This is a genomic window from Acinetobacter pittii ATCC 19004 = CIP 70.29, assembly GCF_000369045.1.
Classification (GTDB): domain Bacteria; phylum Pseudomonadota; class Gammaproteobacteria; order Pseudomonadales; family Moraxellaceae; genus Acinetobacter; species Acinetobacter pittii.
Map to the genome: position 1 here is coordinate 41,339 of NZ_KB849797.1, position 23,414 is coordinate 64,752.

The following is a 23,414-nucleotide window of genomic DNA, read 5'->3' on the forward strand; positions in this document are numbered from 1 at the left end:
TCATAGCTCTAACGCACACAAAGGGCAATTTGATTCTCTGTAGTTTGCACATGAAATGATAATTGACAGACAGATGATTTATAAAGTCAAACGCATTTTATTCTTTTCAAAAATGGCTGGACCAATGCCCTTTACGTTTTTAAATTCATCAATATTTTTAAAGCCACCATTCTTTTGACGGTATTCCACAATTGCCTGAGCCTTTTTCTCACCAATACCTTTTAGCTTTTGGAGCTCATCAATATTGGCTTGATTCAAGTGTATTTGCCCTGACAAATCAGTCATAACTGAACTTTTTGGACTGTTAGAATGAGAGGAGTGCTGCATGCTCAACTTCTGATCATACCTCTGCTGTTTAGCCTTCCACTCCTTAAAATTTTGATCAAAAGATTGAGCCTGAACTGACGTTGATGAGATCAGGCTCCAAAATAAAATAATGAAAATATTGTGCTTATTCTTCCAAAGATTCATGCTGAGCTGCATGTGTTTTTTCCCCTAACTTTAACTGCCGCTTTGCCTGATTCCACAATTCATCCATTTCAGACAAGGTCATGTCCTCTAATGTTCTTTGCTGTTTTTGCGCTTGATCTTCAATAAAAGCAAAACGGCTTCTAAATTTATGTATTGTCGATAAAAGTGATGTTTCACTTGAAACCGCAAGTTTACGTCCAACATTGACTAATGAAAACAGGCAATCTCCAAATTCGTCTTGAATTTCATCAATATTTTGATTTTTTAGGGCTTGCTTAAACTCATCCAACTCTTCTTCTAGTTTTTCATAAGCATCTTCTACCGTTTCGAAATCAAACCCAACCTTAGCTACATTTGCTTGAATTTCTTGTGCTTGCAACAGGGCTGGCCCATGCTTTATTTCATCTAATCTTGATTGCGGCTTGCCTTGTTTTTCTTGTTGTTTAATTTGTTTCCAAAGCTCACTTACTTGTTCTGGGCTTAAATTATTAAATTGATCTGCCTGAAAAACATGTGGATGGCGGCGTATTAACTTTTCACTTATTGCCTCAACAACATCTTGAAAGTTAAAAGCGCCTTGCTCACTAAACATTTGTGATTGAAACACAACTTGTAATAACAAATCGCCTAGTTCATTTCTAATTTCATTAATATCGCCATGGCGGATGGCCGCCTCGACTTCATATGCTTCTTCAATCGCATATTTAGTCAGTGACATTGGGGTTTGTTGTTGATCCCACGGACATTTTTCACGTAACTCTTGCATGATTTTAAGCAATTTATCCATGGTAACCCTCAAGTTTAAAAAGTCGGTCAGTCAAACTAAGATTTTAATTTGTTATGATCAAAATCAAAGCGATTAAATCAGTCGCACTATTGTACTGACAAAGAGAAAAAAGATGAGATACAGTATTCTGATTAGTGGTGCCGCTCAAGGTATTGGGGCTGAAATTGCACGCGTATTCTACAAACAAGGATATAAAGTAGGCATTTATGATATTAATGAATCGCTTGCTCAGGAACTAGCAAATGACTTAGGGCCAAATGCCCGTGCCGGCTATCTAGATGTAAGTGATTACAGCCAGTGGCAACACATATTAAAAGAATTTACCGAATGGGCTGGTGAACTTAATATTTTGGTAAATAATGCAGGTATTTTATATTCTGGCGCGTTTGAAACGACTGATATTAAAGCTCACCAAAGAACAATAAATATTAATGTAAACGGTGTAATCAATGGCTGTCACGCTGCTCTATCCTATTTAAAGCAAGCGTCTTTTGCACGTGTTATCAACCTCTCTTCAGCTTCTGCAATTTATGGTCAAGCTGATTTGATTTCTTATTCTGCTAGTAAATTTGCAGTTCGCGGAATTACTGAGGGTTTAGATGTGGAATGGAAAAAATATGGTATTCGTGTCTTAGATGTGATGCCGCTATTTGTGCAAACTGCAATGGTTAACAATATGGATGCAGGTACAATTCAAAATATGGGGATAGATTTAACCCCAAATGATATTGCTCAGCAGGTGCTTACGCTTGTAGAGAAAAAGGCTCATTTTTGGACGCCTACTCACACTCCAGTGGGTATAAAAACCAAACTACTTTATCAACTATCAACGTTGAGCCCTCAGTTTCTAAATCGACTCACCAATATTTATTTATCTAGAAAGTAATTTGCAATAAAAAGGCTGTCATTTGACAGCCTTTTTACTTAATTTATTAAACGCCTTGAATCATGCGTCGCGCACTAATGATTCCAGGTTGCTGCTCTAGGCGAGCCAATAAACGAGAAAGCTGCGCTAAACCTTTAACCTCAATGAGCAACTTCATATTAGCAATACCATCTGCCTCAGAAATTGTATTAACCTGACGAATATTGATTTGGTCAGAGAAAATCACTTGAGTTAAGTCTTTAAGAAGACCACGACGATCATAAGCTTCCACCACAATCTGAACGCTTTGACCCCGTGTTGGCTGCATTTCCCAATCAGCTTCAACAGCACGCTCTGGCTCTTGCTTAATCATCCGCTGATAGTCAGAACAAATGACTTTATGGATGCTGACACCACGGTTCAAAGTAATATATCCAGCGATTGATTCACCATGTACCGGCTGACAGCACTGAGCGATGTGCAGCTCTACATTATCTAAACCATCAATTAAAATGCCATGTGCTGATAGCGTATGGCTAGCACGCGGATTTAACGTTGGTTTAAGTACTAGTTCAGGCTCATCCTGATCTAGATGCATTTGGCGGTTCACCTGATTAATCAGGGCATGTAAGCTAATATCGCCACTGACCAAATTCACCAAAATGTCGTCGCCGGTCTTCACATTAAAATGTGATGAATAATCGTTTAGGTCGATACTTTTTGGGTGAATCGCAAGACGAGCCAACTCTTTATTAAGCAGTTCTCGGCCTACTTCAAGATTCTTACTACGGTCTTGTTGTCTAAACCAATGACGCAACTTGTCACGTGCACGAGAGGTTTTGATATAACCCAGAGAGTTCACCAACCAGTCACGGTTTGGTTCACGATCTTTTTTAGTTAAAATTTCAACCTGCTCACCCGTTTTTAAAGTATAGGTCAGTGGCACATAACGCTGGTTGACCCGCGCTGCATAACACTTATTCCCTACTTCTGTATGCACATGATAGGCAAAATCTAAAACTGTTGAGCCACGCGGCAATTCCTTAATATCACCATCACGACTGAAAACATAAATCTTCTCAAAGCCTTCAAAGTCTTGTAACTGTTCAAAGCCTTCTGTTTCATCTTCGTTTTGATGTACCGTCGTTTCATTACGCTCTTGATAATGTTCTAAAACGGCACGTAATGAATGCAAACGATGGTTAAAAGAATGGTCGGTATTCTTTGAACCTTCTTTATAGTTAAAGTGTGAACATACGCCTAACTCTGCTTCATCATGCATCTCGTGAGTACGAATTTGCACTTCAAGAGATTTGTTTTCAGCAATTACAGCCGTATGCAAAGAACGATAACCATTGGCTTTCGGGTTTGTAATATAGTCATCAAACTGATGCGGAATATGACGCCAGATTTGATGTACGATACCTAAAGAGTGATAGCATTCTGGCACACTATTGACCAACACACGCAAAGCACGAATGTCATAAAGTTGGTCGAAGCTCAGGTTTTTGCTCTTCATTTTTCGATAAATCGAATAAATGTGTTTTGCACGACCTGTAATTTCAGCTTCAATACCGTAAGACGCTAACTCATTTTTCAAACGGTCAATGACGAACTGAATATAATGCTCACGCTCTAAACGCTTTTCGTTGAGTAATGAAGCAATCTCTTTATAGCGATCTGGAGCCAAATAGCGAAATGCTAGATCTTCGAGCTCCCATTTAAGCTGAGCAATACCAAGTCGATGTGCCAACGGCGAATAAATAGTAAGAATTTCACGCGCTACACGTTCTTGGCGTTCACGAGAGGAATTTGCAAGCTCTCGCAAAGAATAAGTACGTTCAGCAAGTTTAATTAAAACAACACGAACATCTTCTGTCACCGAAATCAGCATTTTATAAATGCCGCTTAGATGTTCTCGTTGATTATTATTAAAGTGATCTTCTAACCGTTTATTTTTCTCAATAAGTTCTGAGAGTTTACCCATTGCCAAAGTACCTTTGACAAGGTTGTAAACTTGCTCCCCGAATTTCTGTTTTACTTCTTCTATATCGGTAATGCCTTCACGTACACTACGATAAAGCATTGCTGCTGATAAAGTATCTTCATCTACATGGAGATGTGCCAGAATGTCGGCCATTCCAACGCCTGTAGCAAAAGTATTGGAACGATGATTAACCGTTGAATCTAACTCTTTTTGCAGGGTTAAATGAGCGACTTTTTCAAGTTGTTCAAGCTCCGCCCCATCTAATATTTCACGCACCCGATCCAACCATGAGGCTAAACCGATTTGCGTTTCGGCGGCATGCTCTACAGTCGTTTCCTCTGACAACTCGGTTAGTTGTTCAGGTAACTGTTCACGTACTGTGACCATACCATTCTCCTCAATATGTAACTCATGTTTTTAATCGTTTATCTCTTGAATTTTTTCAAATAGTGCAATGGATTCAACATGTTCGGTATGCGTAAACATGTCCATCACTGCTGCTTTTTTTAACTGGTAACCATATTGGACCAAAACACCCGCATCCCTTGCCAGTGTAGCTGGATTACATGATACATAAACGATTCTTTTTGCTCCAAAATTTGATACATACTGCATAATTTCATATGCACCAGCACGAGGAGGATCAATCAATAATGCATCAAATTCTTGATTTGCCCAAGAATGATGCGAAAAATCTTTTGTTAAATCTTGTGAAAAGAAGGTTGCTTGCACCAAACTATTGCATTCCGCATTAGCTGTTGCTCGCTGCACCATTTCTTCACTCCCTTCAACACCGACAACCTGACCACTCTCACCAACACATCGTGCTAACGGGAGTGAGAAATTGCCCAAACCGCAAAATAGATCAAGTACCTTTTCACCTGGTTGCAATTGAAGCAATTCACATGCCAATTGAACCATCTGTTCATTTACTGTGGCATTGACCTGAGTAAAATCCAATGGCGAAAAAGCAAAATTTACATTAAACCTTTCTAAGGCATAATGTAAACGTAAAGCACCTTGTTCATCATCAATACGATGAATGCTTTCAGGACCTTTAGGTTGCAAATACAAATGCCACCCTTTGTGTAACGCAAATTGCTTTAATTGGTTGACATCAGAATTGTTTAATTTTTCTACATGACGAACCAATAAAGAAATTTCATTATCACCTTTTGCTAATTCTACATGACCAATGTGCGCTTTGCCTTTTAGACTTTGGAGTAAAGTGCGTAACTCAGGCAGACTATTTGATAAGTTTTTATCCAAAACACTACAGCTATGGATCGAAGTTAAACGATTACTATGATGTTCGCGAAAACCCATGATTAAGCGATCTGGTTTTGGCAAATAGCGCACGCCTATTCGAGCACGACGACGATAATCACTTTGTAAAGATCGAATCGGTTCTAGCCACTGTTCAGGTTGAATACCTGCAAAATGCTGTAAATGTGACTGGAGTACATTTTGTTTTAAACGGATTTGTTCATTAGGGTGAATATGCTGCATGCTACAACCCCCACAGATACCATAATGAGGACAAATTGCCTCTATACGATGTGCTGAAGGTTCTCCTAACAACTGCAACATTTCAGCTTCTTCAAGACGCTTCGCTTGATGGGTAATCCGAGCTTTTACAGTTTCTCCTGGCAATGCATAACGAATAAAAACTTTTTTGCCATGCTTATCTGCAGGGTGCTCAGGATGAGAACCATAATGCGCAATTCCACGCCCCTCATGAGAAAGTGTTTCAACCTGAAAAATATATTCAGGTTGTTGAAGGTTGCGAGATTTGGCTTGTTGTTTCAAAGAATGAACCTAAAAATCTGAAGAATTAAAATAGTGAGAAGTAAATTCAGTATGTTTCGAAGTACGTTCCCATACTTCAAGGAAATCGGCTTGCTGTGGTATAGTCTGTAAATATTCAATACTCGAACTGATCCAATGGTTATGCTCATCTGCATTTAATTGGCCTTTTAGTACTAACCAACGCAAATAAATAAACCATGTATTGAGCACATCCCCTTCACAATAGCTCGTCAATTTTAACCACTGTTGATTACGAACATATTCAGGCACATGATAACCCGATTCGCCACGCTTACCCGGCAAACCTAAAATACAGGCAATATCATCAAGCTTTTGAAAATTACGACCATTAAACATTGCCATCACATCCATTAAATCTATATGGCGATGGTGATAACGGTTTTGGTAATTATTAAAACGCTTTTGGCTATCAATCTCACCTTGATCAAACAGACCAGGTGCAGAGAGCCCATGATACATAGCGCGAAATAGGATAACTGGTAAATCAAATTGCGAACCATTCCAACTTACTAGAGTCGGATGGCGCTTATCAAAAATAGATAGAAATTTCTGTAAAATTTCGGCTTCAGAATATTGTTCTCGACTAAAAGAAAATAATCTAAAACCAGACTCATCCACCCATAAGCCAGAAATACAAACAATTTCATGTAAAGGCAAACGCTGAAAATCCATACCAGATTCTTGGCGACGGATTTTCGTCAATGCTTGCTCTACATCGGCCTCAGGTAAATCAAGATGATATAAATGCGCACCCGCTTTTAAATCAGTTAAAGTTTCAATATCAAAAACTAAGGTAGGGAAACGCATTATTTCTCTCAATTATGAGTTATCGTCCTGTACTGAAAACAGACCTGTAGACAAGTAGCGATCGCCACGGTCACAGATAATGCAAACAATAACAGCATCTGGATTTTCTTCTGCAATTTTGATTGATGCCCAAACTGCACCGCCTGAAGATGTACCAGCACTAACACCTTCCATACGTGCTAATTTACGCATAGTTTTTTCAGCTTCAATTTGTGGAATATCAATAATACGATCCACACGGCTACTATCAAAAATAGTAGGCAAATATTCTTTTGGCCAACGGCGAATACCAGCGATACTTGAGCCATCAGCAGGTTGTAAACCAACAATTTGAATATCTGGGTTTTGTTCTTTTAAATATTTAGAAACACCCATAATAGTACCGGTTGTGCCCATTGAGCTTACAAAATGGGTAATTTTCCCACCTGTTTGCTTCCAGATTTCAGGACCAGTCGTTAGATAATGAGCTTCAACATTATCAGGATTACCAAACTGATTTAAAACGTGACCTTTGCCTTCTTTTTCCATTTGCAAGGCTAAATCACGTGCACCTTCCATACCTTGCTGTGGCGTTACTTCAATCAGCTCTGCGCCATAAGCCAACATTGCGTCTTTACGCTCTTGGCTCATATTGTTCGGCATAATAAGTTTCATTTTATAGCCGCGCATTGCCGCAACCATAGCCAACGCAATACCTGTATTACCGCTGGTTGCTTCAATTAATGTATCACCCGGTTTAATTTGACCACGTTTTTCTGCCTGCATAATCATGTTATATGCAGGACGGTCTTTTACAGAACCTGCCGGATTATTACCTTCCAATTTTGCTAAAACTATCGCTTGCGTATGAGAAGCTAATCGCTGCAAACGAACTAGAGGTGTCTTACCTACATAGTGATCTAACAAAAATTCGTCAGCTAAAAAATCAGGTTGTGTATTACTCATGATCAACACCTATATCGAGGTGGGCCTATTGTATGAAAAAATGCTCGGTACTGCACCCATTTCAATATGCTTTTTCATGAAAGCGATTAAAGCTCGGTCATTTATAAAATGCCGTCTGTTTTAAAATAAAGCGTGATAAGATGCCGTACAGAGAGATAAATCTGATGTAGCCATGTCTAATTTCAATAAAACCTTATCGAAACGCTTACGTCTGAATCATGCATATGGGCAATTGATTGCTCTTATTTTTGTGCCCATTATGATTTTAACGTGTGTTGGTGCTTTTCTGGTTTTAACTGAAACCTCGCATTCAGTAAAACAACAACAGCTACATCATGCCTCAGCAATTTTAGCTCGCTATAATCAAATCGCACTAGATTTATACCACCTAGTTGAACTACAGCCCGATGAATATGACCATGCTCAGCACATCATGCAAAGCATGTTTAATGAAAAAAATCTAAAGCGTGCTGCTTTAATTGATAGTAATGGTCAGACTTATTTAAGTATCGGTTATCGAGACAATCGTTACTGGCCAAACTTTACTGAAAAAAATAATTTTTTTGGTCCAATCTCTTATAACCACAACAATATTTATGGACAGCGGATTAGCGACACACCCGGAAAAGCACCTGTCTGGCTTGTGATTGAAATGGATAATCAGCCACTAGAATTGGCTCGTTACCGTATTCTAATCGCCCTCGTCATTACTGGCTTAATGACCTTACTGTTACTTTTACTTTGCTTGAATTTTTATTCGCGTCGCTGGATTGCGCCGATGTACGAAATTCGCATGCAGTTGCAACGTTTAAATGCAGACACGTTGGACCAGCATATGGTCATTAACAGTACGGGTGAATTGCGCTTATTACAGCGTGATATTGCAAACGTTGTTAAACGATTGCACTTTAGCTTTTTAGAGTTAAAAGAACACACCGAACAAACCGAAGAAGACTTACGCAGAACGCTAGATACCTTAGAAGTTCAAAACATTACCTATCGTCAAGCACGTGACCAAGCAATTTCATCGAACCAAGCCAAATCAGTTTTCCTTGCCAATATTAGTCATGAGCTTCGAACGCCTTTAAACAGTATTGATGGCTTTATTCATTTATTACTCCGCCAACAAAATCTAAATAACGAACAAAATCTTTACCTACAAACCATTCGCAAATCATCTGCCCATTTATTGGCATTAATTAATGATGTATTAGATTTCTCAAAAATTGATGCGGGTAAGTTAGAGCTCGAAACAGCACCGTTTGATTTAGAAGAAGCTGTTTTTGATGTCATGGATATGCTGTCTCCACTGGCTGCTCAAAAGCATATCGCAATGGCGTTTTATTATGCAGATAACATCCCACAGCAAGTGATTGGTGATGCTTTACGCTTCAAACAAATTCTGACCAACTTGATTTCAAATGCGATTAAGTTCACTCCAGACGGTGAAATTATTGTTCGTGTTCGTATGGAACATGATGATATTGGGCAATGCTTGCTTCATTTTAGTGTACAAGACAGTGGTATTGGTTTAAGCGGCACAGATCGTAAAAAATTATTTGAATCTTTCTCGCAAGGTGATGCATCCGTTACACGCCAATTTGGCGGTACAGGTTTAGGTCTAGCTATTTCTAAACAGCTTGTCCATCTCATGCATGGCCAAATTGGTTTTGAGGATAACCAAGAACGTGCTCCAACAGAAAAAGGCTCGACCTTCTGGTTTACTGCACAATTTGTGGTAGATGAAGATTACGAGATTGAACACCCGCACTTTGAACATTTACAAGTGGTGTCTTATCTTGCCCACCCTGCTACAGCAAGTGTTTTACGTTATTACCTTGAAAACTATCATGTTCCGCACATCGAGACACAATCGATTCTGGACTTATTTAGTCGTTTAAAACATCTTGATCAGAAAGATAATACCTGGCTCATTGTTGACCATAGTGGTGATACTGAAGCGTTATTAAAAGAAATTCGTAGTCGTTATCAAGGTAATTTGGCAGTTTATGGCTATCAAATGACGCTTGAGCCAAATATGCTCACTGAATATCGTGCTCGTCCTCTCTATCAACCACTCAGCCGAAGTGGTCTTATTCAACTGTTGAGCGATCAACCTGTATTTGAAGAAGAACAACAAGACTTTAATGGTCAGGGTTTACACATTCTGGCAGTGGATGACCATTTACCTAACTTAATTGTTTTAGAAGCCCTACTGGGTGAACTCAACGTTAGAACAACTAAAGCAATCAGTGGTCAAGAAGCGCTTAATCTGATTCAAGAGCGAATCGATCAGAAACTCAAACCATTTGATCTAGTATTCATGGATATTCAAATGCCTGTCATGTCAGGTATTGATACCACGCGTGCTATTCGTTCATTAGAGTCGACTTTAGATGGAGAAATGCAGCTTCCAATTATTGCATTAACCGCCCATGCCCTTGCCGATGAAAAACAAAAACTTCTCAAAGTCGGCATGAATGACTATGTCACCAAGCCAATTCAAATGGAACAAATTATCCAGATTCTAACGCAATGGACTAAAAACAACTTTACAGCAAAAGCTCCAGATAAAGACCATCATGTCGTTGCAGAAGCATTAGATCCAGAAATTCTAAACTGGCAACAAAGCTTGCAGCTTGCAGCCAATAAAGAAGACTTAGCTCAAGATTTACTTAAAATGTTAGTTGATAGTTTCCCAACTGAGCTAGACGAAATGCAGCAGCTCATTGAGCTTGAAGACTTCCCTCAACTTGAGCATGTTTTACATCGTCTTTATGGCGCTACTCGCTATGTAGGGACTCCAAAACTACAACAAGTGACAGGTGACTTTGAGCAATTTATTTCAACACTACGCAAAGAACGCCGTATAGCAGATGAAGGTTTTATTGAAGAAGTTATGAGACGCTTTGATGAGCTAGGCCTTGTAGTGAAAGAAGTAGAAAGTGCTGCTCATCAAATCTTGGTGATCCCTGACTAGCGTATCTATCAAATGGTATGACTGAGCTGTCATGTTTCCAAATTACAGCCATGTTATGCTCCGCTTGTCGATAAAAAAATAAGCGGGAATTTCATGGCACTTTTACGTATTGAAAAGAATAATGGCATTGCAACAGTTTATCTAAACCGTCCTGATAAACGTAACGCCATGAGTTTTGCCCTCCTCAAAGAACTCGTTTCAACAGCAAAAGCCATTAAAAAAGATCGAGAGATCCGCTGTGTGATTTTGACAGGTGAAGCACAAGTTTTTAGTGCCGGAATTGATTTATCTGATCTGAATAATCCGAAAAATTCTGCCTTTGCCATTTGGGAGCTTGTGAAACCTGGCCAAAGTCTCTTCCAGAAAGCATTTCTTATTTGGCAAAATTTACCTGTACCTGTAATTGCGGCACTTGAAGGATATTGTTTTGGTGCCGGAATGCAACTTGCCTTAGCAGCTGATATTCGAATTTCTCATCCAGACACAAAAATGTCGATTATGGAAAGCCGTTGGGGCTTAGTTCCAGATATGGGACTTACTCGTTCATTAAAAGGCTTAATTGGCGTTGATCTTGCAAAAGAACTCACCTTAACGGCCCGCGTTTTTGATGGAGATTATGCAAAAGAAATTGGTCTTGTAACTCATTTAAGCGACTCTCCGCTAGAAAAAGCAAATGAAATTGCCACTGAAATGTTACAACGCTCACCCGATGCTCTCACTGCTGCAAAACGTGTACTTGATGCAATGGAACACCAACCAGAAAAATCATTACGTCTAGAAAAAATCTGGCAACTTAAATTATTACTTGGTAAAAATAGCAAACTTGCTCGTAAAAAAGACAAACATCCGGAAGTTAATTTTTTACCACGCCAATATAAATAAAGAGCTTAGATTATGAATTTTGATCGCAACACCCCTATTGCTTTTTTAGGTATAGGGCTTATGGGGAGCCGCATGGCAACCCGCCTTATTCAAGCTGGCTTTCAAGTTGCGGTTTGGAATCGAACCCCTTCTGCATGTGAAGAACTGATTGATATCGGCGCACAGCCTCTAGATCTTATAAATATTGGCGAATATCCTGTTATTTTAATCTGTCTAGCAGATGACAAAGCCGTAGAGGCAGTATTTGAACAAATTCAGCCGAACTTAAAAGCTAAACAGGTAATTGTTGATTTCTCGAGCTTATCTGTTGCTGCAACAAAAACGCTTGCTCAAACTGCTGCCACACATGACGTTATTTGGATTGATTCACCTGTATCAGGTGGAACAGCTGGAGCAGAACAAGGCACGCTTGTTATTTTTGCAGGTGGTGATGCTCAAACCATTACAGAATTAACGCCTGTTTATAATGTTTTATCTCAACGTGTAACACGGATGGGAGATACAGGAACTGGCCAAGCCACCAAAATCTGCAATCAACTCATTGTTGCAGCCAACAGTGCGCTTATTGCAGAAGCTGTTGCTCTTGCAGATCGAGCAGGTGTAGATACGACTTTGCTCGCTCCAGCTTTAGCGGGTGGATTTGCAGATTCAAAACCTTTTCAAATTCTCACCCCACGTATGGCAACTCATACCTTTGAACCTGTTCAGTGGAAAGTTCAAACATTATCAAAGGATCTTAACAACGCAGTAACATTGGCTAACAATGTTAATTTAGATATCCCAGTTGCACAAAAAGCTCTATTACAGCTACAAACTCACCAAAAAAATGGCTTTGCCGAGAAAGATTTAGCTACTATGATTCAATTAATAGAGCAAAAATAAACGGAGTTTGAGTATGGGTCGTCTTGCAGTCAATTTATCCATGATTTTTACCGAAGTTCCTTTAATCGAACGTTTTGCTCTAGCCCATGCACAGGGTTTTGAATATGTCGAAATTCAATTCCCTTATGAATTGTCTATTGCAGATATTCAAACTCAACTCGAACGCTACAACCTCAGCCTTTGTTTAATTAATGTGCCTGCAGGTGATCTTATGCAAGGCGGAAACGGTTTAGCAGGCATTCCCGGCCAAGAAACAGCTTTCCATGAGGCATTAGAATTGGCTATTAGCTATGCCACGGCTTTAAACGTTCCTCGTGTTAATATTTTGGCGGGTAAGCAACCACTAGATGCTGACTTACTTCCTTGTTTAAAAACACTAGCAGCCAATTTAAAACTTGCCTGCAACTTACTCAGTGAACATGATATAGAACCCGTTTTTGAAATGATTAATGGCACGGATATGCCTCGCTTTTTGGTGCAGAACATTGCGCAGGGCCAAGAAATGCTAGAAGCAGTCAATCACCCTGCCCTCAAAATGCAATATGACTGCTATCACATGGCCATGATGGGTGAAGATGTACTTGAGGGTTTGCAAGAGAATATTAACTTAATTGGACATATTCAATTTGCAGACTGTCCGGGCCGCCATGAGCCTGATACAGCTCAAATTCCTTATGAACAAATTTTTTCTTGGTTAAAGCAAAGTTCATATCAGAACTATATTGCAGCGGAATATAAACCTGAAAATGGTTCAAATCAGTCGTTTACATGGAAGAAAAAATACTTTTCTGATGATGTAAATATATAAACTGTTACGACTTCTGTTTGAAATTTAGCGCAAAAACCACTATATTAGATAGTGAGTAATTGTCAGGAAAATATACCCTATATGAATTTAGAACCATCGCCCAGCGTGTCTAATTCTCACGATTTCGCAATGAACACCTCAAATAAAGACGTACAAGCTTGTCTCAAAGTCGTCCACGACGCTTTAGTTGATGTAAAAGCAAAAGATATTCTCCAGTTAGATGTTAGCTCAATTAGCAATGTCGCTGATGCTATTGTAATTGCAAGTGGTACTTCTACTCGCCACGTCAAAGCACTTGCTGACAATGTTGCAGAAGAAGCTCGAAAAGCCGGTTTCCGCCCGATTGGCGTTGAAGGTGAACGAGATGCAGAATGGATCTTAATTGATCTCGGCTTTGTTGTAGTACACGTAATGCTACCAACAGCTCGTAAATTCTATGATTTAGAAAGCTTATGGCGTACCGCTCCAGAGTCGGTTGCTTAAAATTTTGCTTTTAAAAAAAGCGGCTCTTTTGAGCCGCTTTTTTAGTTGTTAAAGGGGATATTTTTCATTACCACCTACAGTTTATTGTGTACTAACTTTTCTTTCTTCTCGAATAACTTTAAGCATTTCCTCAGTCATATTTATCTTCATTTTCTTTACCATATCACTTTGTAGCTCAGAAAATAGTTTGAATTGCTCCTCACTTATATTTTTATAATCATCACCCGCCAATTTTTTATATCAGTTACCCCCATCCATTCCTTTTCCTCTTGTCTACATTTATAGAAAGCAGCTTCAACAATATCATTTTCATCTTTATTCATTTTTATTTGAGGCCCAACTTGCCCCATCAAACAATTTGCATATTTTTCACTTACCTCCTCAAGAGGCTCCGCCAAAGTTACCGATGAAAAGGAAAAACTGATAAATGAGATTAAAAAGAATATTATTTTTTTAACCACTTAAATTCCTTAAATAATTACTATACATCAATCAAATATTATCATTCTTAGCATCCAGTTAAAGTAAAAAAATAGCCAATATAGCCCCCCCCATCACATTAAATAAAAATAAATACCTCCATTTTTGATTATAGAGATTAAGTGAAAGTCCAAAAGCTGTCAGTCATCACCCATTTTTAAATTTGACATGACAAATTGTCAAATTTGCAGCACTATACAAATTCTTGAAGTCCCCACCAATAAATAGCATAACTGGAGTACAGAAAGTGAAGATATTAATTACAGGCGCTAATACGGGCATAGGTTTCGCCACAGCAGAACAACTTGTAAAACAAGGGCAACATGTGATTTTGGCGTGTCGAAATCCTCAAAAAGCACAAGAGGCACAAAACAAACTACGCTCACTCAACCAAGGACAAGTCGATATCGTTTCTCTCGACTTAAATAGTCTTGAATTAACCAGAAAAGCTGCCTATGAAATTGCTGATCGCTATGGCAACCTTGACGTACTCATTAATAATGCAGGCTTATTTGCCAAAACCAAACAGTTGACCAGTGAAGGCTTTGAGCAACAATTTGGGGTTAATTATTTAGGTCATTTTTTATTAACTCAAAAACTACTCCCAGTTTTACAACAATCTCCTAAAGCGCGCATTATCCATCTTGCATCTATTGCTCACTGGGTTGGTTCAATTAAACCCAATAAATTTCGCGCAGAAGGCTTTTACAATCCCCTGTTCTATTATGGTCAATCAAAGCTTGCGAATTTGCTATTCAGCAATGCATTAGCAGAACAGTTAGCCGGAAGTTCAATTACCAATAATGCATTACATCCGGGCGGTGTCGCTTCTGATATTTATCGCGACTTACCCAAACCTGTCTATGCGGCGATGAAATTAGGCTTAGTCCCAACCTCAGTTCCAGCAAAACTCATTACAGAAATGGCAACTGGAGATGCATGGCAGAACCGTAATGGTGAATATGTGAGTGCACATATGCCAGACTGGAAATCATCACACGCTAAAAATCAGCAACTGGCACGTGACCTGTATCAACAATCTATGGATCTTGTAGAAAAATTTCTTTAAAAAACCAGCTCAAATAAAAAACCACCCGAAGGTGGTTTTTTTATTTCAAAGCAAATTAGTGGCCTGTACCGTTAATTGCTTTTGTCATATCTTCAACAACTTTCTTGGCATCACCAAAGATCATCATTGTTTTTTCGTTATAGAACAAATCGTTGTCTAGACCAGCATAACCAGTTGCCATAGAACGCTTAATCACCATGATTGTACGCGCTTTATGAGCTTCAAGAATCGGCATACCATAAATTGGTGAGCTTGGATCATCTTTTGCAGCTGGGTTTACAACGTCGTTTGCACCAATTACAAGTACTACGTCAGTTGCAGGGAAGTCTGAGTTGATCTCATCCATTTCCAAAATGTCTTCATATGCTACGTCCGCTTCAGCAAGTAGTACGTTCATATGACCAGGCATACGACCTGCAACCGGATGGATTGCAAAGCGAACCGTTACACCCTGTTCTTTCAAAAGTTCACACAACTCTTTTACCGCATTTTGAGCACGACCTTGCGCCATACCATAACCCGGTACAATCACAACGCTGTCCGCATTTGACATCAAGAAGCCAGCATCATCAGCAGAACCTGAACGGTAGTTACGTTGAACTTGTTCACCTTTATCTGCAGATGCAACTGCTGCACCACCCATTGCTCCACCAAACAATACATTGATGATCGAACGGTTCATTGCTTTACACATGATGTACGACAGAATCGCACCAGATGAACCTACAAGCGAACCTGCAACGATCAACATGTTGTTTTCAAGAGTAAAACCAATACCTGCCGCTGCCCAACCAGAGAATGAGTTAAGAAGCGATACCACTACAGGCATATCACCACCACCGACCGGTGCAATCCAAACCCAACCAAATGCAAGTGCAAGTGCTGTCATTGCCCAGAAAGCAGTCATGTTGCCAGTTGTAAAGAAGTAGAAACCACAAGCCAACATCGCAACAAAGATAAGTGCTTGAACAGGTTTAACCCATGCACCAGAAATTGTTTTAGCCCATTTTTTCGCAGCCAATTTACCATACGCAAACACAGATGCAGTAAAGGTAATCGCACCAACGAAACAACCAACAAACAATTCAAATAAATGAACCTTACTCATGTGTGCATGCTGCACGCCAGCTGCTGTTAAAGCCGCCTCATTTTGAGCGAATAGTTCAGTAAGTTGGTTGTTATGTAAAATTGCAGCAATCGCAATTAATACCGCAGCCAAACCCACCAATGAGTGCATAAGCGCAACAGTTTCCGGCATTTGAGTCATTGGCACTGTACGTGCACGCGCAATACCCACGATTGCACCTAACACCATTGCCCCAACGATCATCCAAATAACTGGGTTATTCGCAACAAAGAAGGTTGTTACAACTGCTATCGCCATTGCGATCATACCGTAACGGTTACCTTGAATTGCTGTTTTAGGACCAGATAAGCCACGAAGCGTCAAGATAAAGAGGATTGCGCCAACAAGGTACAACCAGTTTGCATTTGCTTGAATAAATTCCATGTCAAAGCCCTCTTATTTCTTTTGCTTAGGCTTGAACATTTCCAGCATGCGTGCAGTTACTGCAAAGCCACCGAAAATATTAATGCTTGCCAAAAATACTGCAATCGCACCGAGTACGCTCACCACATTCACACTTTGAAATGCAACGTTAGCATCTACACCTAAAACTGGCAGACCTACAGTTTGCAACATCGCACCTACCACAATAATAGATGACAACGCATTAGTTACTGCCATAAGTGGTGTATGCAAAGCTGGCGTAACACCCCAAACCACGTAATAACCTACGAAGATGGCAAGGACGAAAATTGTAATAGTTTCAACCATGAGAAATCTCCTTAACCACGCTTAAGCAGTACTTGACCGCCATGAGTGACCAATAGGGCTTTTTGGATTTCGTCTTCCTGATTAATCGCAAAGTTTTTCTCTTTGTCGAATAAGGTTTCTACGAAATTAAAAACGTTACGCGCATACAATGCAGAAGCTTCTGTTGCTACAGTTGCCGGAATATTTGGGACACCCAAAATTTTCACGCCATTTTCTGTAAACACAGTCTCACCAACTTTAGAGCCTTCAACGTTACCACCAGTTTCAACAGCCATATCTAAAATGACAGAACCCGGTTTCATCTTGGCAACAGTTTCAGCTTTAATTAAACGTGGTGCATCACGACCTGGTAACAATGCAGTAGTAATCACGATGTCAGCATTAGAAACAGCTTTATCTACAATCGCAGCTTGGTCTTTGATGTATTGCTCACCCGGCATCCATCCATAACCATTTTTAGCGGCATCTGCTGCACGTTGTTGCTCTTCTTCAGACATTGGGACGTCTAACCACTTGCCACCTAAAGACTCAACTTGATCTTTAGCTGTAGGACGTAAGTCTGTCGCTTCAACAATTGCACCTAAACGTTTTGCAGTTGCAATCGCTTGAAGACCAGCAACCCCAACACCCATGATCACAACACGCGCAGGCTTTACAGTACCCGCAGCAGTCATAAGCATTGGGAACATGCGTTGATATTCAGCAGCAGCAAGTAAAACTGACTTATAACCAGCTAAGTTTGCTTGAGAAGACAACACATCCATGTTTTGTGCACGAGAAAGCGTACGAGGAAGCAGTTCTAAAGCAAAAGCAGACACTTGTTGATTCGCAAACTGATCTAGCTCGGTATTACGATAAGGATCAAACATTGCTACAACAGCGGTATTTGCTGCAAGTTTCTGAATTTCCCCGCCCTGTGGTGCGCGAACTTTCAAAATAATTTGACTACCCGTATAGGCATCATCCGTAATGGTTGCACCGACCTGTTCATAAGCACTGTCAATGTACGCAGCCTTTACACCAGCACCACGTTCAATCACAACGCTATGACCAGCGCTAATCAACTTCTTTACTGTCTCTGGCGTAGCAGCTACACGATTTTCACCGACGACAGTTTCGGTTGGGATTCCGATCTGCATGAGCGTTCCTCAAGCTAATTTCTCATTGTCAAAAACATTGCAAGCTGCAATGTTTCCCCCATGTGTATTCTTTGTACAGAATTTGGATTCTAATTGAACTTTTTTAAAATACCACCCACTATTTATTTAATAAATACCCATATTTTGAACTGATGATTCACGATATTTGTTTAGAGGTGTAATATGGGAAGGTTTTTCTTTTTTTGCAGACAATAGTCTCTCTTATACAGTCCTGTATATGAAAATTTCTTTATCTTCGTTTCAAATCGGGTCTTTTTTTGCTCTTTGCTCTGCGTTTCTATTCAGTACAAAAGCAATCTTTATTAAACAGACTTATGCCCTTTCTCCATTAGTAGACGGTACGGTCCTGATGGCTTTACGTATGTTAAGCGCTTTACCGTTCTTTCTATTAATTTGCTGGTTTAACAGGCATCATAATCAGGGCATAAAAAAGAAGGATTGGCTAATTTTAATTTTTGCTGGTCTATTAGGCTACTACTTTGCAAGTTGGCTCGATTTCATGGGCCTTATGTTTATTAGTGCCTCTTTAGAACGAATTATTCTATTTTTATATCCCACGCTTACAGTCATCGTATCAAGCTTACTCTACAAACAAAAATTAGATGTAAAAAGTTTCTTTGCCATTTTTCTTAGTTATGGTGGAACCGTGCTGGTTATGCTTCAGGAGCACAACAACGCACCAATTCAGGGCAACTTCTGGTTAGGGACAAGTTTCGTATTTGCAAGTGCCGTGGCTTTCGCTGGCTATTTGTTGCTGACGCCACCTCTCATTAAGAAATTTGGCTCTTGGAATTTCAGAGGGTTAGCCTTAACTGTGGCTTGTATCGGTACATTAACTCATTACGCACTAAGCACACCTCAACCTATTCAACTTCTATTACAACTCCCCTCTAGTGTAATTTGGTATGGCATTGGCTTAGGCTTTTTAGTTACCGTTTTACCCACCGTTATGCTCATGCAAAGCATTGAAAGATTAGGTGCCTCTCAATCTGCAATGATTGCTTCAATTGGACCAGTTTTAACGATTTTGCTTGCCGTTGCTTTTTTAAATGAACATCTCAATATGTGGCAATGGATCGGCTGCCTTCTTAATATTGTCGGTGTCATGATGATTACACTCAGAAAGAAAAGACTAAAACATTAAATTCTCTTGACCTCAACTTAAGTTGAGGTTGGATACTCATCTAAATTTTAATGAATGGTTGAGCTCCAATGAGTCAAGAAACTTTTAAAATCATAAATCCATCAACTTTATATAACCCAACGCCAAACGCTTATAGTCATGTTGCTGTAGTGGAGAGCTTTAAGAATATTATTCATTTAGCAGGTCAAGGAGGCGAAAATTCCCAAGGTGAATTAAGCCCAAGTTTTGAAGAACAAGCGAACCAAGTTTTTGATAATATTCAACATGCTTTAAAAGCGGCCAATGCAGAGCTTAGCAATATTGCTGTATTGAGAGTTTTAGTTGTTGACCACTCGGTCGAAAAACATCAAATTCTGATTAAAATTATGCAAAATTTATGGAAAAATCATTCTTTTCCTGCCTGTACACTTATTCCTGTGCCGCGCCTTGCACTAGAACACATGCTTATTGAAGTTGAAGCAACGGCATACACCCAATAAAACTGAGAGAACGTCATGTCTACCCCTGAAGATATCAGTCAAAATAAACCTTTGCTTTGGTTGATGGCAGCAGCATGCGGTTTATGTGCAGGTGTGAATTATTATTGTCAGCCTCTAATTCACTCTATCCAGCAAGAGTTTGCTGTAACTCAAGCACAAGCCGCTTTAACAGTGACATTTGCACAGGTGTCTTATGCCCTCGGTTTACTCTTTATTGTCCCATTGGGTGATATTGTCAATAAAGCCAAAGCTATTCCGTTTTTGATGGTGCTTTGCGCTGTTGGTCTATTTACATCTGCTTTTGCGGTGAACTTACCCATGTTGTGGATTGGTACAATTTTAGCGGGATTGTTTTCTGTTGCTGCCCAAGTCCTCATCCCACTTGCCACAATGACCGTAAAGCCCGAAAAAACTGGCGAGATCATTGGTTTTTTAATGAGTGGCTTATTGGTCGGAATTTTACTCTCTACCAGTTTAGCTGGCTTATTTTCCAACCTTTTCCACTGGAAAGTAGTCTATGTCGTCAGCGGCGTATTAATGCTTCTGTTGGCATTTACTTTAAAAAGCCGTCTGCCTTATGTCTTACGCATGAAAATGAACTATGGACAAATATTTGTTTCCATGGCTCAACTCTTAAAAGAGGAAAAGCGACTATTATTAAGAGCGCTTACAGGTGCTTTCGCCTTTGCCGCAGTAAGTATTTTGTATTCCACCATCGCCTTACTTTTGACTTCGGCACACCATTTGCCCGATCTATTTATCGGACTAGTCCCACTAGTCGGTATCTTTGGGGCATTATCAACACGCTATATTGGTAAATATGCCGACCAAGGGTATACACGCCTCCTCACTTGGATGGGCTGTGGGCTGTTTTTGGTAAGTTGGATTTGCTTCTATTTCGGACAAACTCTACTTTCAGCTTATGTTATTGGTTTTGCTCTAATTCAATTGGCACTTGCCCTTGTTCACACCAGCAACCAAAGTATTATCTTCCGTTTACGTCCAGATGCTAAATCTCGTATTAATGCCATCTATATGACTACTTACTTTATTGGTGGTGCTGGTGGTTCGGCATTAGGGATTTTTGCATGGAATCGTGGTGGATGGACTATGACTTGCTTTGCAGGTGTGGGGCTCGTTGTGTTTTGTATTTTATTTAGCGTGATTGATGCTTTCTTACAAAAAAAGTAAATGGCTTAGCTATAAAGTAATTTGTTAAAAATCATCTTTCTATATTCAATACAAGGGTGGTTATAAATTACTCGGTTAAATGCTCCTGTCGATTCAAGCATAAACCTCGTATAATGCTGCCCTTTCATTAATTTAGCGACTTTTGGGCTATTGGTTATGCAATCACCTCAATCGTTACAACCTCGTATTTCTGTCGCACCCATGATAGATTGGATGGTATTTAAAATTAAACTATAACTTTCAACATCTTATTTAATTACAAATATAACAAGGCACAAATAAGGTACAAAAAATTAAATAAAAAACCTCAAAAATGAGGTTTTTTATTTAATTTACTACAATAGAGTTAAGCTACTTCTTTCGCCCAAAATTTCATTTTATCAACCAACAAATCTTCGCTAGATTCACAGATCAATTTAACGTCTTGCTGCTCCATTTTGAAATTAAGCCGATCTATAGTTAGATCAATTTGATCAACTTTACTTTTATCTAATTTAGCAAGTTCATCCTCAGCCGGAGTTAAAACGAAGAAAGTAGGAATTTTCCCATCACCTTTTGCAGCAGCTAAAAGATCTGTTGCAGCCATTAAATAATTCGTATTGATCGTATTAGTACTAGTCGTTACTACAGAGGTAATACTTCCATAATGGCTATTTGAGCGAATTGGAACTTTTAAACGGTTATTAAGAACATCAATATATTGATCTACAGGAAATAGATTTGCTAAATCACGATCATTTGATTTAATAAATTGTTCCCTGATTTTTTTAGGAACCCTTTTTACAAAATCATCATTTCGCACTATTGAAAAACTATCTCTTCTCACTTCTCTTTGAACATGAGGTTTAGCCAAAGAAATAGCTCTCAAATATAATCTATCCAATATTTCATCAAGGCTTCTACCCTTCGTAATCCCCTTGTTGATAAGCTTTATTTGGTCTGAAAAATTATGCTTTCCAACACCAAGAGCATCGTGTGTCAATTCGATTACATCCTGTAAATGCATAACAGTGTTTTCATCGTAAAGACATTTCACTCTGTCAAATGTATCTAAGAACCGAAAAGATGAGTCATTTTCAACATCCAAAACAATACCAATATTATGAGTTTCTTCTGTCGCTATATCAGGTACCCACTGAACTATAGACCAATTACCTTTTATATTTTTTTTCTTTTCAGTAGCACTAGTTAGATTATTCATACTGTTGCTCCTAAATGACCTAGTTGCGTTCTTAACCTTATATTTATTGTTTTTAAACGCTCTAAACAATAGTTGATGAAAGCAGATACTAAAGTTTCTGCACTAGTATGGTGAGGCTCTAAGATTTTTACAATATCTACAATTTGGCTTTCAATCATATCTTTATGTATTTGAAATACACTGGAATGCTCAATAGCTTCGTTGAAGATTGGTTGACAAGCAATATGATTTGGGAAACTCGGCTTATAAAATATTTTAAAACATTCTAAAGCTTGATTCATCCAAAGATCATTATTTGGATCAACAGGTTCGTATCTCCAATCATGGACACCAAACAATCTCCCATGATCAATAATTCCAAGTCTGTTTTTATTAATAAATATTATATTTCCTGGATTTCTATCTGAATTTCCTATCCAATCATCAAGTGAAATTAAGCATGGGAATTTTTCCCAACTCTGTAGGAAATCAGCATAGTTCTTCCACTCATCCGGAAGTCCACCATTATCAGGATTCTTAAAATAAATTTTCTTTAGATTTTCCGAGCCAATAGTAGTTGACGCCCAAGCATAATAGAATCCATTATCTGATGCATACTGATCGGATGCAGATGGAGCATAATCATCCACTGAAATTTTTATAAGTGCTACTTTTTCAGGTTGTTCTAACCCTACTGTGTTAGCACATAAATGACCAAAGCTTTCATTCAATATTTCTTTTACACGATCTTGATGGTCAAAAATTTTAATATATGTATCACGCACTACACCATCAGACCATTCAACTTGCGCCAAAATAGTTGTTGCCGAACATCCCCCACTAGTGGAACTCATAACTTTTAATTCAGTTAAAAATCCATCTTCTTCTATTACCTCAATCACCCCTATCTCCCTAAACTTCAAATTGCTTTAACCATAATATTCATATAAATTTGCACCCTTTTTTATTCGAAACTCGCGGTACAAATACGGTGCAATAAATGCGAGAATATACGAATAGATGCTGAAATATTCCGAAATTCTAAGGTAAATTTGTCATGAGTGTAACAGAAAATTCGCCCTTAAATAAAAAAAATAAATTAAATCAAATGGTTAAAAGAATTTCTGTCGCACCTATGATGGATTGG

Annotated in this window: 22 protein-coding genes; 10 read left to right on the forward strand and 12 right to left on the reverse strand. The window is 39.0% G+C overall.

What is annotated here, in order from left to right; genetic code table 11:
- Nucleotides 1-78: 78 nt before the first annotated feature.
- Nucleotides 79-483, reverse strand: a complete 405-nt coding sequence (locus F928_RS18895; protein WP_005079001.1) for a ComEA family DNA-binding protein — start codon at nucleotides 481-483, stop codon at nucleotides 79-81.
- Nucleotides 452-1,258, reverse strand: coding sequence for a nucleoside triphosphate pyrophosphohydrolase (mazG, locus tag F928_RS18900; RefSeq protein ID WP_005079002.1), 807 nt, complete (start codon nucleotides 1,256-1,258; stop codon nucleotides 452-454). Before mazG ends, F928_RS18895 begins: the two co-directional genes overlap by 32 nt.
- A 112-nt stretch (nucleotides 1,259-1,370) precedes the next feature.
- On the opposite strand from mazG, the gene F928_RS18905 reads away from it, so the two are divergent.
- Nucleotides 1,371-2,144, forward strand: coding sequence for an SDR family oxidoreductase (locus F928_RS18905; protein WP_005079004.1), 774 nt, complete (start codon nucleotides 1,371-1,373; stop codon nucleotides 2,142-2,144).
- Nucleotides 2,145-2,190: 46 nt separating this feature from the next.
- Here F928_RS18905 and relA read toward each other — a convergent pair whose 3' ends face one another.
- Genes relA through cysM form a run of 4 tightly spaced genes read right to left on the reverse strand, consistent with a single transcriptional unit; the run spans nucleotide 2,191 to nucleotide 7,692 of the window.
- Nucleotides 2,191-4,497 carry a RelA/SpoT family protein gene (gene relA / locus F928_RS18910; protein WP_002117181.1) on the reverse strand — a complete coding sequence of 769 codons (2,307 nt, stop codon included), beginning with the start codon at nucleotides 4,495-4,497 and terminating at the stop codon, nucleotides 2,191-2,193.
- 30 nt (nucleotides 4,498-4,527) lie between these two features.
- The gene (gene rlmD / locus F928_RS18915) at nucleotides 4,528-5,919 is read right to left on the reverse strand and encodes a 23S rRNA (uracil(1939)-C(5))-methyltransferase RlmD (protein WP_005079006.1); all 1,392 of its coding nucleotides are present in this window, start codon (nucleotides 5,917-5,919) and stop codon (nucleotides 4,528-4,530) included.
- A 9-nt stretch (nucleotides 5,920-5,928) separates the two neighbouring features.
- Entirely contained in the window at nucleotides 5,929-6,747 is an 819-nt protein-coding gene (locus F928_RS18920; protein ID WP_002117219.1) for a 3'-5' exonuclease, read from the reverse strand.
- A 12-nt stretch (nucleotides 6,748-6,759) separates the two neighbouring features.
- Nucleotides 6,760-7,692 (reverse strand): cysteine synthase CysM, encoded by a 933-nt coding sequence (gene cysM / locus F928_RS18925; RefSeq protein WP_002117176.1) that lies wholly within the window; start codon nucleotides 7,690-7,692, stop codon nucleotides 6,760-6,762.
- Between the two features lie 172 nt (nucleotides 7,693-7,864).
- On the opposite strand from cysM, the gene barA reads away from it, so the two are divergent.
- From barA to rsfS, 5 genes are all read left to right on the forward strand, one after another.
- Nucleotides 7,865-10,672: a GacS-like sensor histidine kinase gene (gene barA, locus F928_RS18930; protein WP_005079010.1), complete on the forward strand. Its 2,808-nt coding sequence runs from the start codon at nucleotides 7,865-7,867 to the stop codon at nucleotides 10,670-10,672.
- A gap of 93 nt (nucleotides 10,673-10,765) precedes the next feature.
- A complete protein-coding gene (locus tag F928_RS18935; RefSeq protein WP_002117154.1) occupies nucleotides 10,766-11,554 on the forward strand; it encodes a crotonase/enoyl-CoA hydratase family protein in 789 nt (262 codons plus the stop codon).
- Between the two features lie 12 nt (nucleotides 11,555-11,566).
- Nucleotides 11,567-12,436, forward strand: coding sequence for an NAD(P)-dependent oxidoreductase (glxR, locus tag F928_RS18940; RefSeq protein WP_002117186.1), 870 nt, complete (start codon nucleotides 11,567-11,569; stop codon nucleotides 12,434-12,436).
- Nucleotides 12,437-12,449: 13 nt separating this feature from the next.
- Nucleotides 12,450-13,244 (forward strand): hydroxypyruvate isomerase family protein, encoded by a 795-nt coding sequence (hyi, locus tag F928_RS18945; RefSeq protein ID WP_002117284.1) that lies wholly within the window; start codon nucleotides 12,450-12,452, stop codon nucleotides 13,242-13,244.
- An 81-nt stretch (nucleotides 13,245-13,325) separates the two neighbouring features.
- The gene (gene rsfS / locus F928_RS18950) at nucleotides 13,326-13,727 is read left to right on the forward strand and encodes a ribosome silencing factor (RefSeq protein ID WP_001047580.1); all 402 of its coding nucleotides are present in this window, start codon (nucleotides 13,326-13,328) and stop codon (nucleotides 13,725-13,727) included.
- A 203-nt stretch (nucleotides 13,728-13,930) separates the two neighbouring features.
- Here rsfS and F928_RS0104015 read toward each other — a convergent pair whose 3' ends face one another.
- Nucleotides 13,931-14,188 (reverse strand): hypothetical protein, encoded by a 258-nt coding sequence (locus F928_RS0104015; RefSeq protein WP_005079015.1) that lies wholly within the window; start codon nucleotides 14,186-14,188, stop codon nucleotides 13,931-13,933.
- A 266-nt stretch (nucleotides 14,189-14,454) separates the two neighbouring features.
- Between F928_RS0104015 and F928_RS18955 the strand changes: the two genes are divergently transcribed.
- Nucleotides 14,455-15,276: an SDR family NAD(P)-dependent oxidoreductase gene (locus F928_RS18955; protein ID WP_002117247.1), complete on the forward strand. Its 822-nt coding sequence runs from the start codon at nucleotides 14,455-14,457 to the stop codon at nucleotides 15,274-15,276.
- Between the two features lie 55 nt (nucleotides 15,277-15,331).
- Here the strand turns inward: F928_RS18955 and pntB are convergent, their stop codons facing one another.
- The 3 genes from pntB to F928_RS18970 are packed head-to-tail and all read right to left on the reverse strand — an operon-like array spanning nucleotide 15,332 to nucleotide 18,252.
- Nucleotides 15,332-16,786, reverse strand: coding sequence for an NAD(P)(+) transhydrogenase (Re/Si-specific) subunit beta (gene pntB, locus F928_RS18960; protein WP_005079030.1), 1,455 nt, complete (start codon nucleotides 16,784-16,786; stop codon nucleotides 15,332-15,334).
- A gap of 12 nt (nucleotides 16,787-16,798) precedes the next feature.
- Entirely contained in the window at nucleotides 16,799-17,113 is a 315-nt protein-coding gene (locus F928_RS18965; RefSeq protein ID WP_000230434.1) for a proton-translocating transhydrogenase family protein, read from the reverse strand.
- Between the two features lie 11 nt (nucleotides 17,114-17,124).
- The gene (locus F928_RS18970) at nucleotides 17,125-18,252 is read right to left on the reverse strand and encodes a Re/Si-specific NAD(P)(+) transhydrogenase subunit alpha (protein WP_002117245.1); all 1,128 of its coding nucleotides are present in this window, start codon (nucleotides 18,250-18,252) and stop codon (nucleotides 17,125-17,127) included.
- Nucleotides 18,253-18,490: 238 nt separating this feature from the next.
- On the opposite strand from F928_RS18970, the gene F928_RS18975 reads away from it, so the two are divergent.
- The 3 genes from F928_RS18975 to F928_RS18985 all read left to right on the forward strand — a co-directional run bounded on the left by F928_RS18975 (nucleotide 18,491) and on the right by F928_RS18985 (nucleotide 21,087).
- The gene (locus tag F928_RS18975) at nucleotides 18,491-19,417 is read left to right on the forward strand and encodes a DMT family transporter (RefSeq protein ID WP_005079031.1); all 927 of its coding nucleotides are present in this window, start codon (nucleotides 18,491-18,493) and stop codon (nucleotides 19,415-19,417) included.
- 68 nt (nucleotides 19,418-19,485) lie between these two features.
- Complete coding sequence (locus F928_RS18980) at nucleotides 19,486-19,896, forward strand: RidA family protein (RefSeq protein ID WP_002117279.1); 411 nt, start codon at nucleotides 19,486-19,488, stop codon at nucleotides 19,894-19,896.
- Between the two features lie 15 nt (nucleotides 19,897-19,911).
- The gene (locus F928_RS18985) at nucleotides 19,912-21,087 is read left to right on the forward strand and encodes an MFS transporter (protein WP_002117295.1); all 1,176 of its coding nucleotides are present in this window, start codon (nucleotides 19,912-19,914) and stop codon (nucleotides 21,085-21,087) included.
- A gap of 346 nt (nucleotides 21,088-21,433) precedes the next feature.
- Here the strand turns inward: F928_RS18985 and F928_RS18990 are convergent, their stop codons facing one another.
- Nucleotides 21,434-22,288: a DUF3037 domain-containing protein gene (locus tag F928_RS18990; RefSeq protein WP_002117160.1), complete on the reverse strand. Its 855-nt coding sequence runs from the start codon at nucleotides 22,286-22,288 to the stop codon at nucleotides 21,434-21,436.
- Nucleotides 22,285-23,169, reverse strand: coding sequence for a hypothetical protein (locus F928_RS18995; RefSeq protein ID WP_002117297.1), 885 nt, complete (start codon nucleotides 23,167-23,169; stop codon nucleotides 22,285-22,287). Before F928_RS18995 ends, F928_RS18990 begins: the two co-directional genes overlap by 4 nt.
- Between the last annotated feature and the right edge of the window lie 245 nt (nucleotides 23,170-23,414).

Bases quoted from the DNA above. Each gene is read 5' to 3' on its own strand.
- F928_RS18895 (WP_005079001.1), bottom strand. From the start codon at position 483: ATGCAGCTCAGCATGAATCTTTGGAAGAATAAGCACAATATTTTCATT.
- mazG (WP_005079002.1), bottom strand. From the start codon at position 1,258: ATGGATAAATTGCTTAAAATCATGCAAGAGTTACGTGAAAAATGTCCG.
- F928_RS18905 (WP_005079004.1), top strand. From the start codon at position 1,371: ATGAGATACAGTATTCTGATTAGTGGTGCCGCTCAAGGTATTGGGGCT.
- relA (WP_002117181.1), bottom strand. From the start codon at position 4,497: ATGGTCACAGTACGTGAACAGTTACCTGAACAACTAACCGAGTTGTCA.
- F928_RS18920 (WP_002117219.1), bottom strand. From the start codon at position 6,747: ATGCGTTTCCCTACCTTAGTTTTTGATATTGAAACTTTAACTGATTTA.
- cysM (WP_002117176.1), bottom strand. From the start codon at position 7,692: ATGAGTAATACACAACCTGATTTTTTAGCTGACGAATTTTTGTTAGAT.
- barA (WP_005079010.1), top strand. From the start codon at position 7,865: ATGTCTAATTTCAATAAAACCTTATCGAAACGCTTACGTCTGAATCAT.
- F928_RS18935 (WP_002117154.1), top strand. From the start codon at position 10,766: ATGGCACTTTTACGTATTGAAAAGAATAATGGCATTGCAACAGTTTAT.
- glxR (WP_002117186.1), top strand. From the start codon at position 11,567: ATGAATTTTGATCGCAACACCCCTATTGCTTTTTTAGGTATAGGGCTT.
- hyi (WP_002117284.1), top strand. From the start codon at position 12,450: ATGGGTCGTCTTGCAGTCAATTTATCCATGATTTTTACCGAAGTTCCT.
- rsfS (WP_001047580.1), top strand. From the start codon at position 13,326: ATGAATTTAGAACCATCGCCCAGCGTGTCTAATTCTCACGATTTCGCA.
- pntB (WP_005079030.1), bottom strand. From the start codon at position 16,786: ATGGAATTTATTCAAGCAAATGCAAACTGGTTGTACCTTGTTGGCGCA.
- F928_RS18965 (WP_000230434.1), bottom strand. From the start codon at position 17,113: ATGGTTGAAACTATTACAATTTTCGTCCTTGCCATCTTCGTAGGTTAT.
- F928_RS18970 (WP_002117245.1), bottom strand. From the start codon at position 18,252: ATGCAGATCGGAATCCCAACCGAAACTGTCGTCGGTGAAAATCGTGTA.
- F928_RS18975 (WP_005079031.1), top strand. From the start codon at position 18,491: ATGAAAATTTCTTTATCTTCGTTTCAAATCGGGTCTTTTTTTGCTCTT.
- F928_RS18980 (WP_002117279.1), top strand. From the start codon at position 19,486: ATGAGTCAAGAAACTTTTAAAATCATAAATCCATCAACTTTATATAAC.
- F928_RS18985 (WP_002117295.1), top strand. From the start codon at position 19,912: ATGTCTACCCCTGAAGATATCAGTCAAAATAAACCTTTGCTTTGGTTG.
- F928_RS18990 (WP_002117160.1), bottom strand. From the start codon at position 22,288: ATGAATAATCTAACTAGTGCTACTGAAAAGAAAAAAAATATAAAAGGT.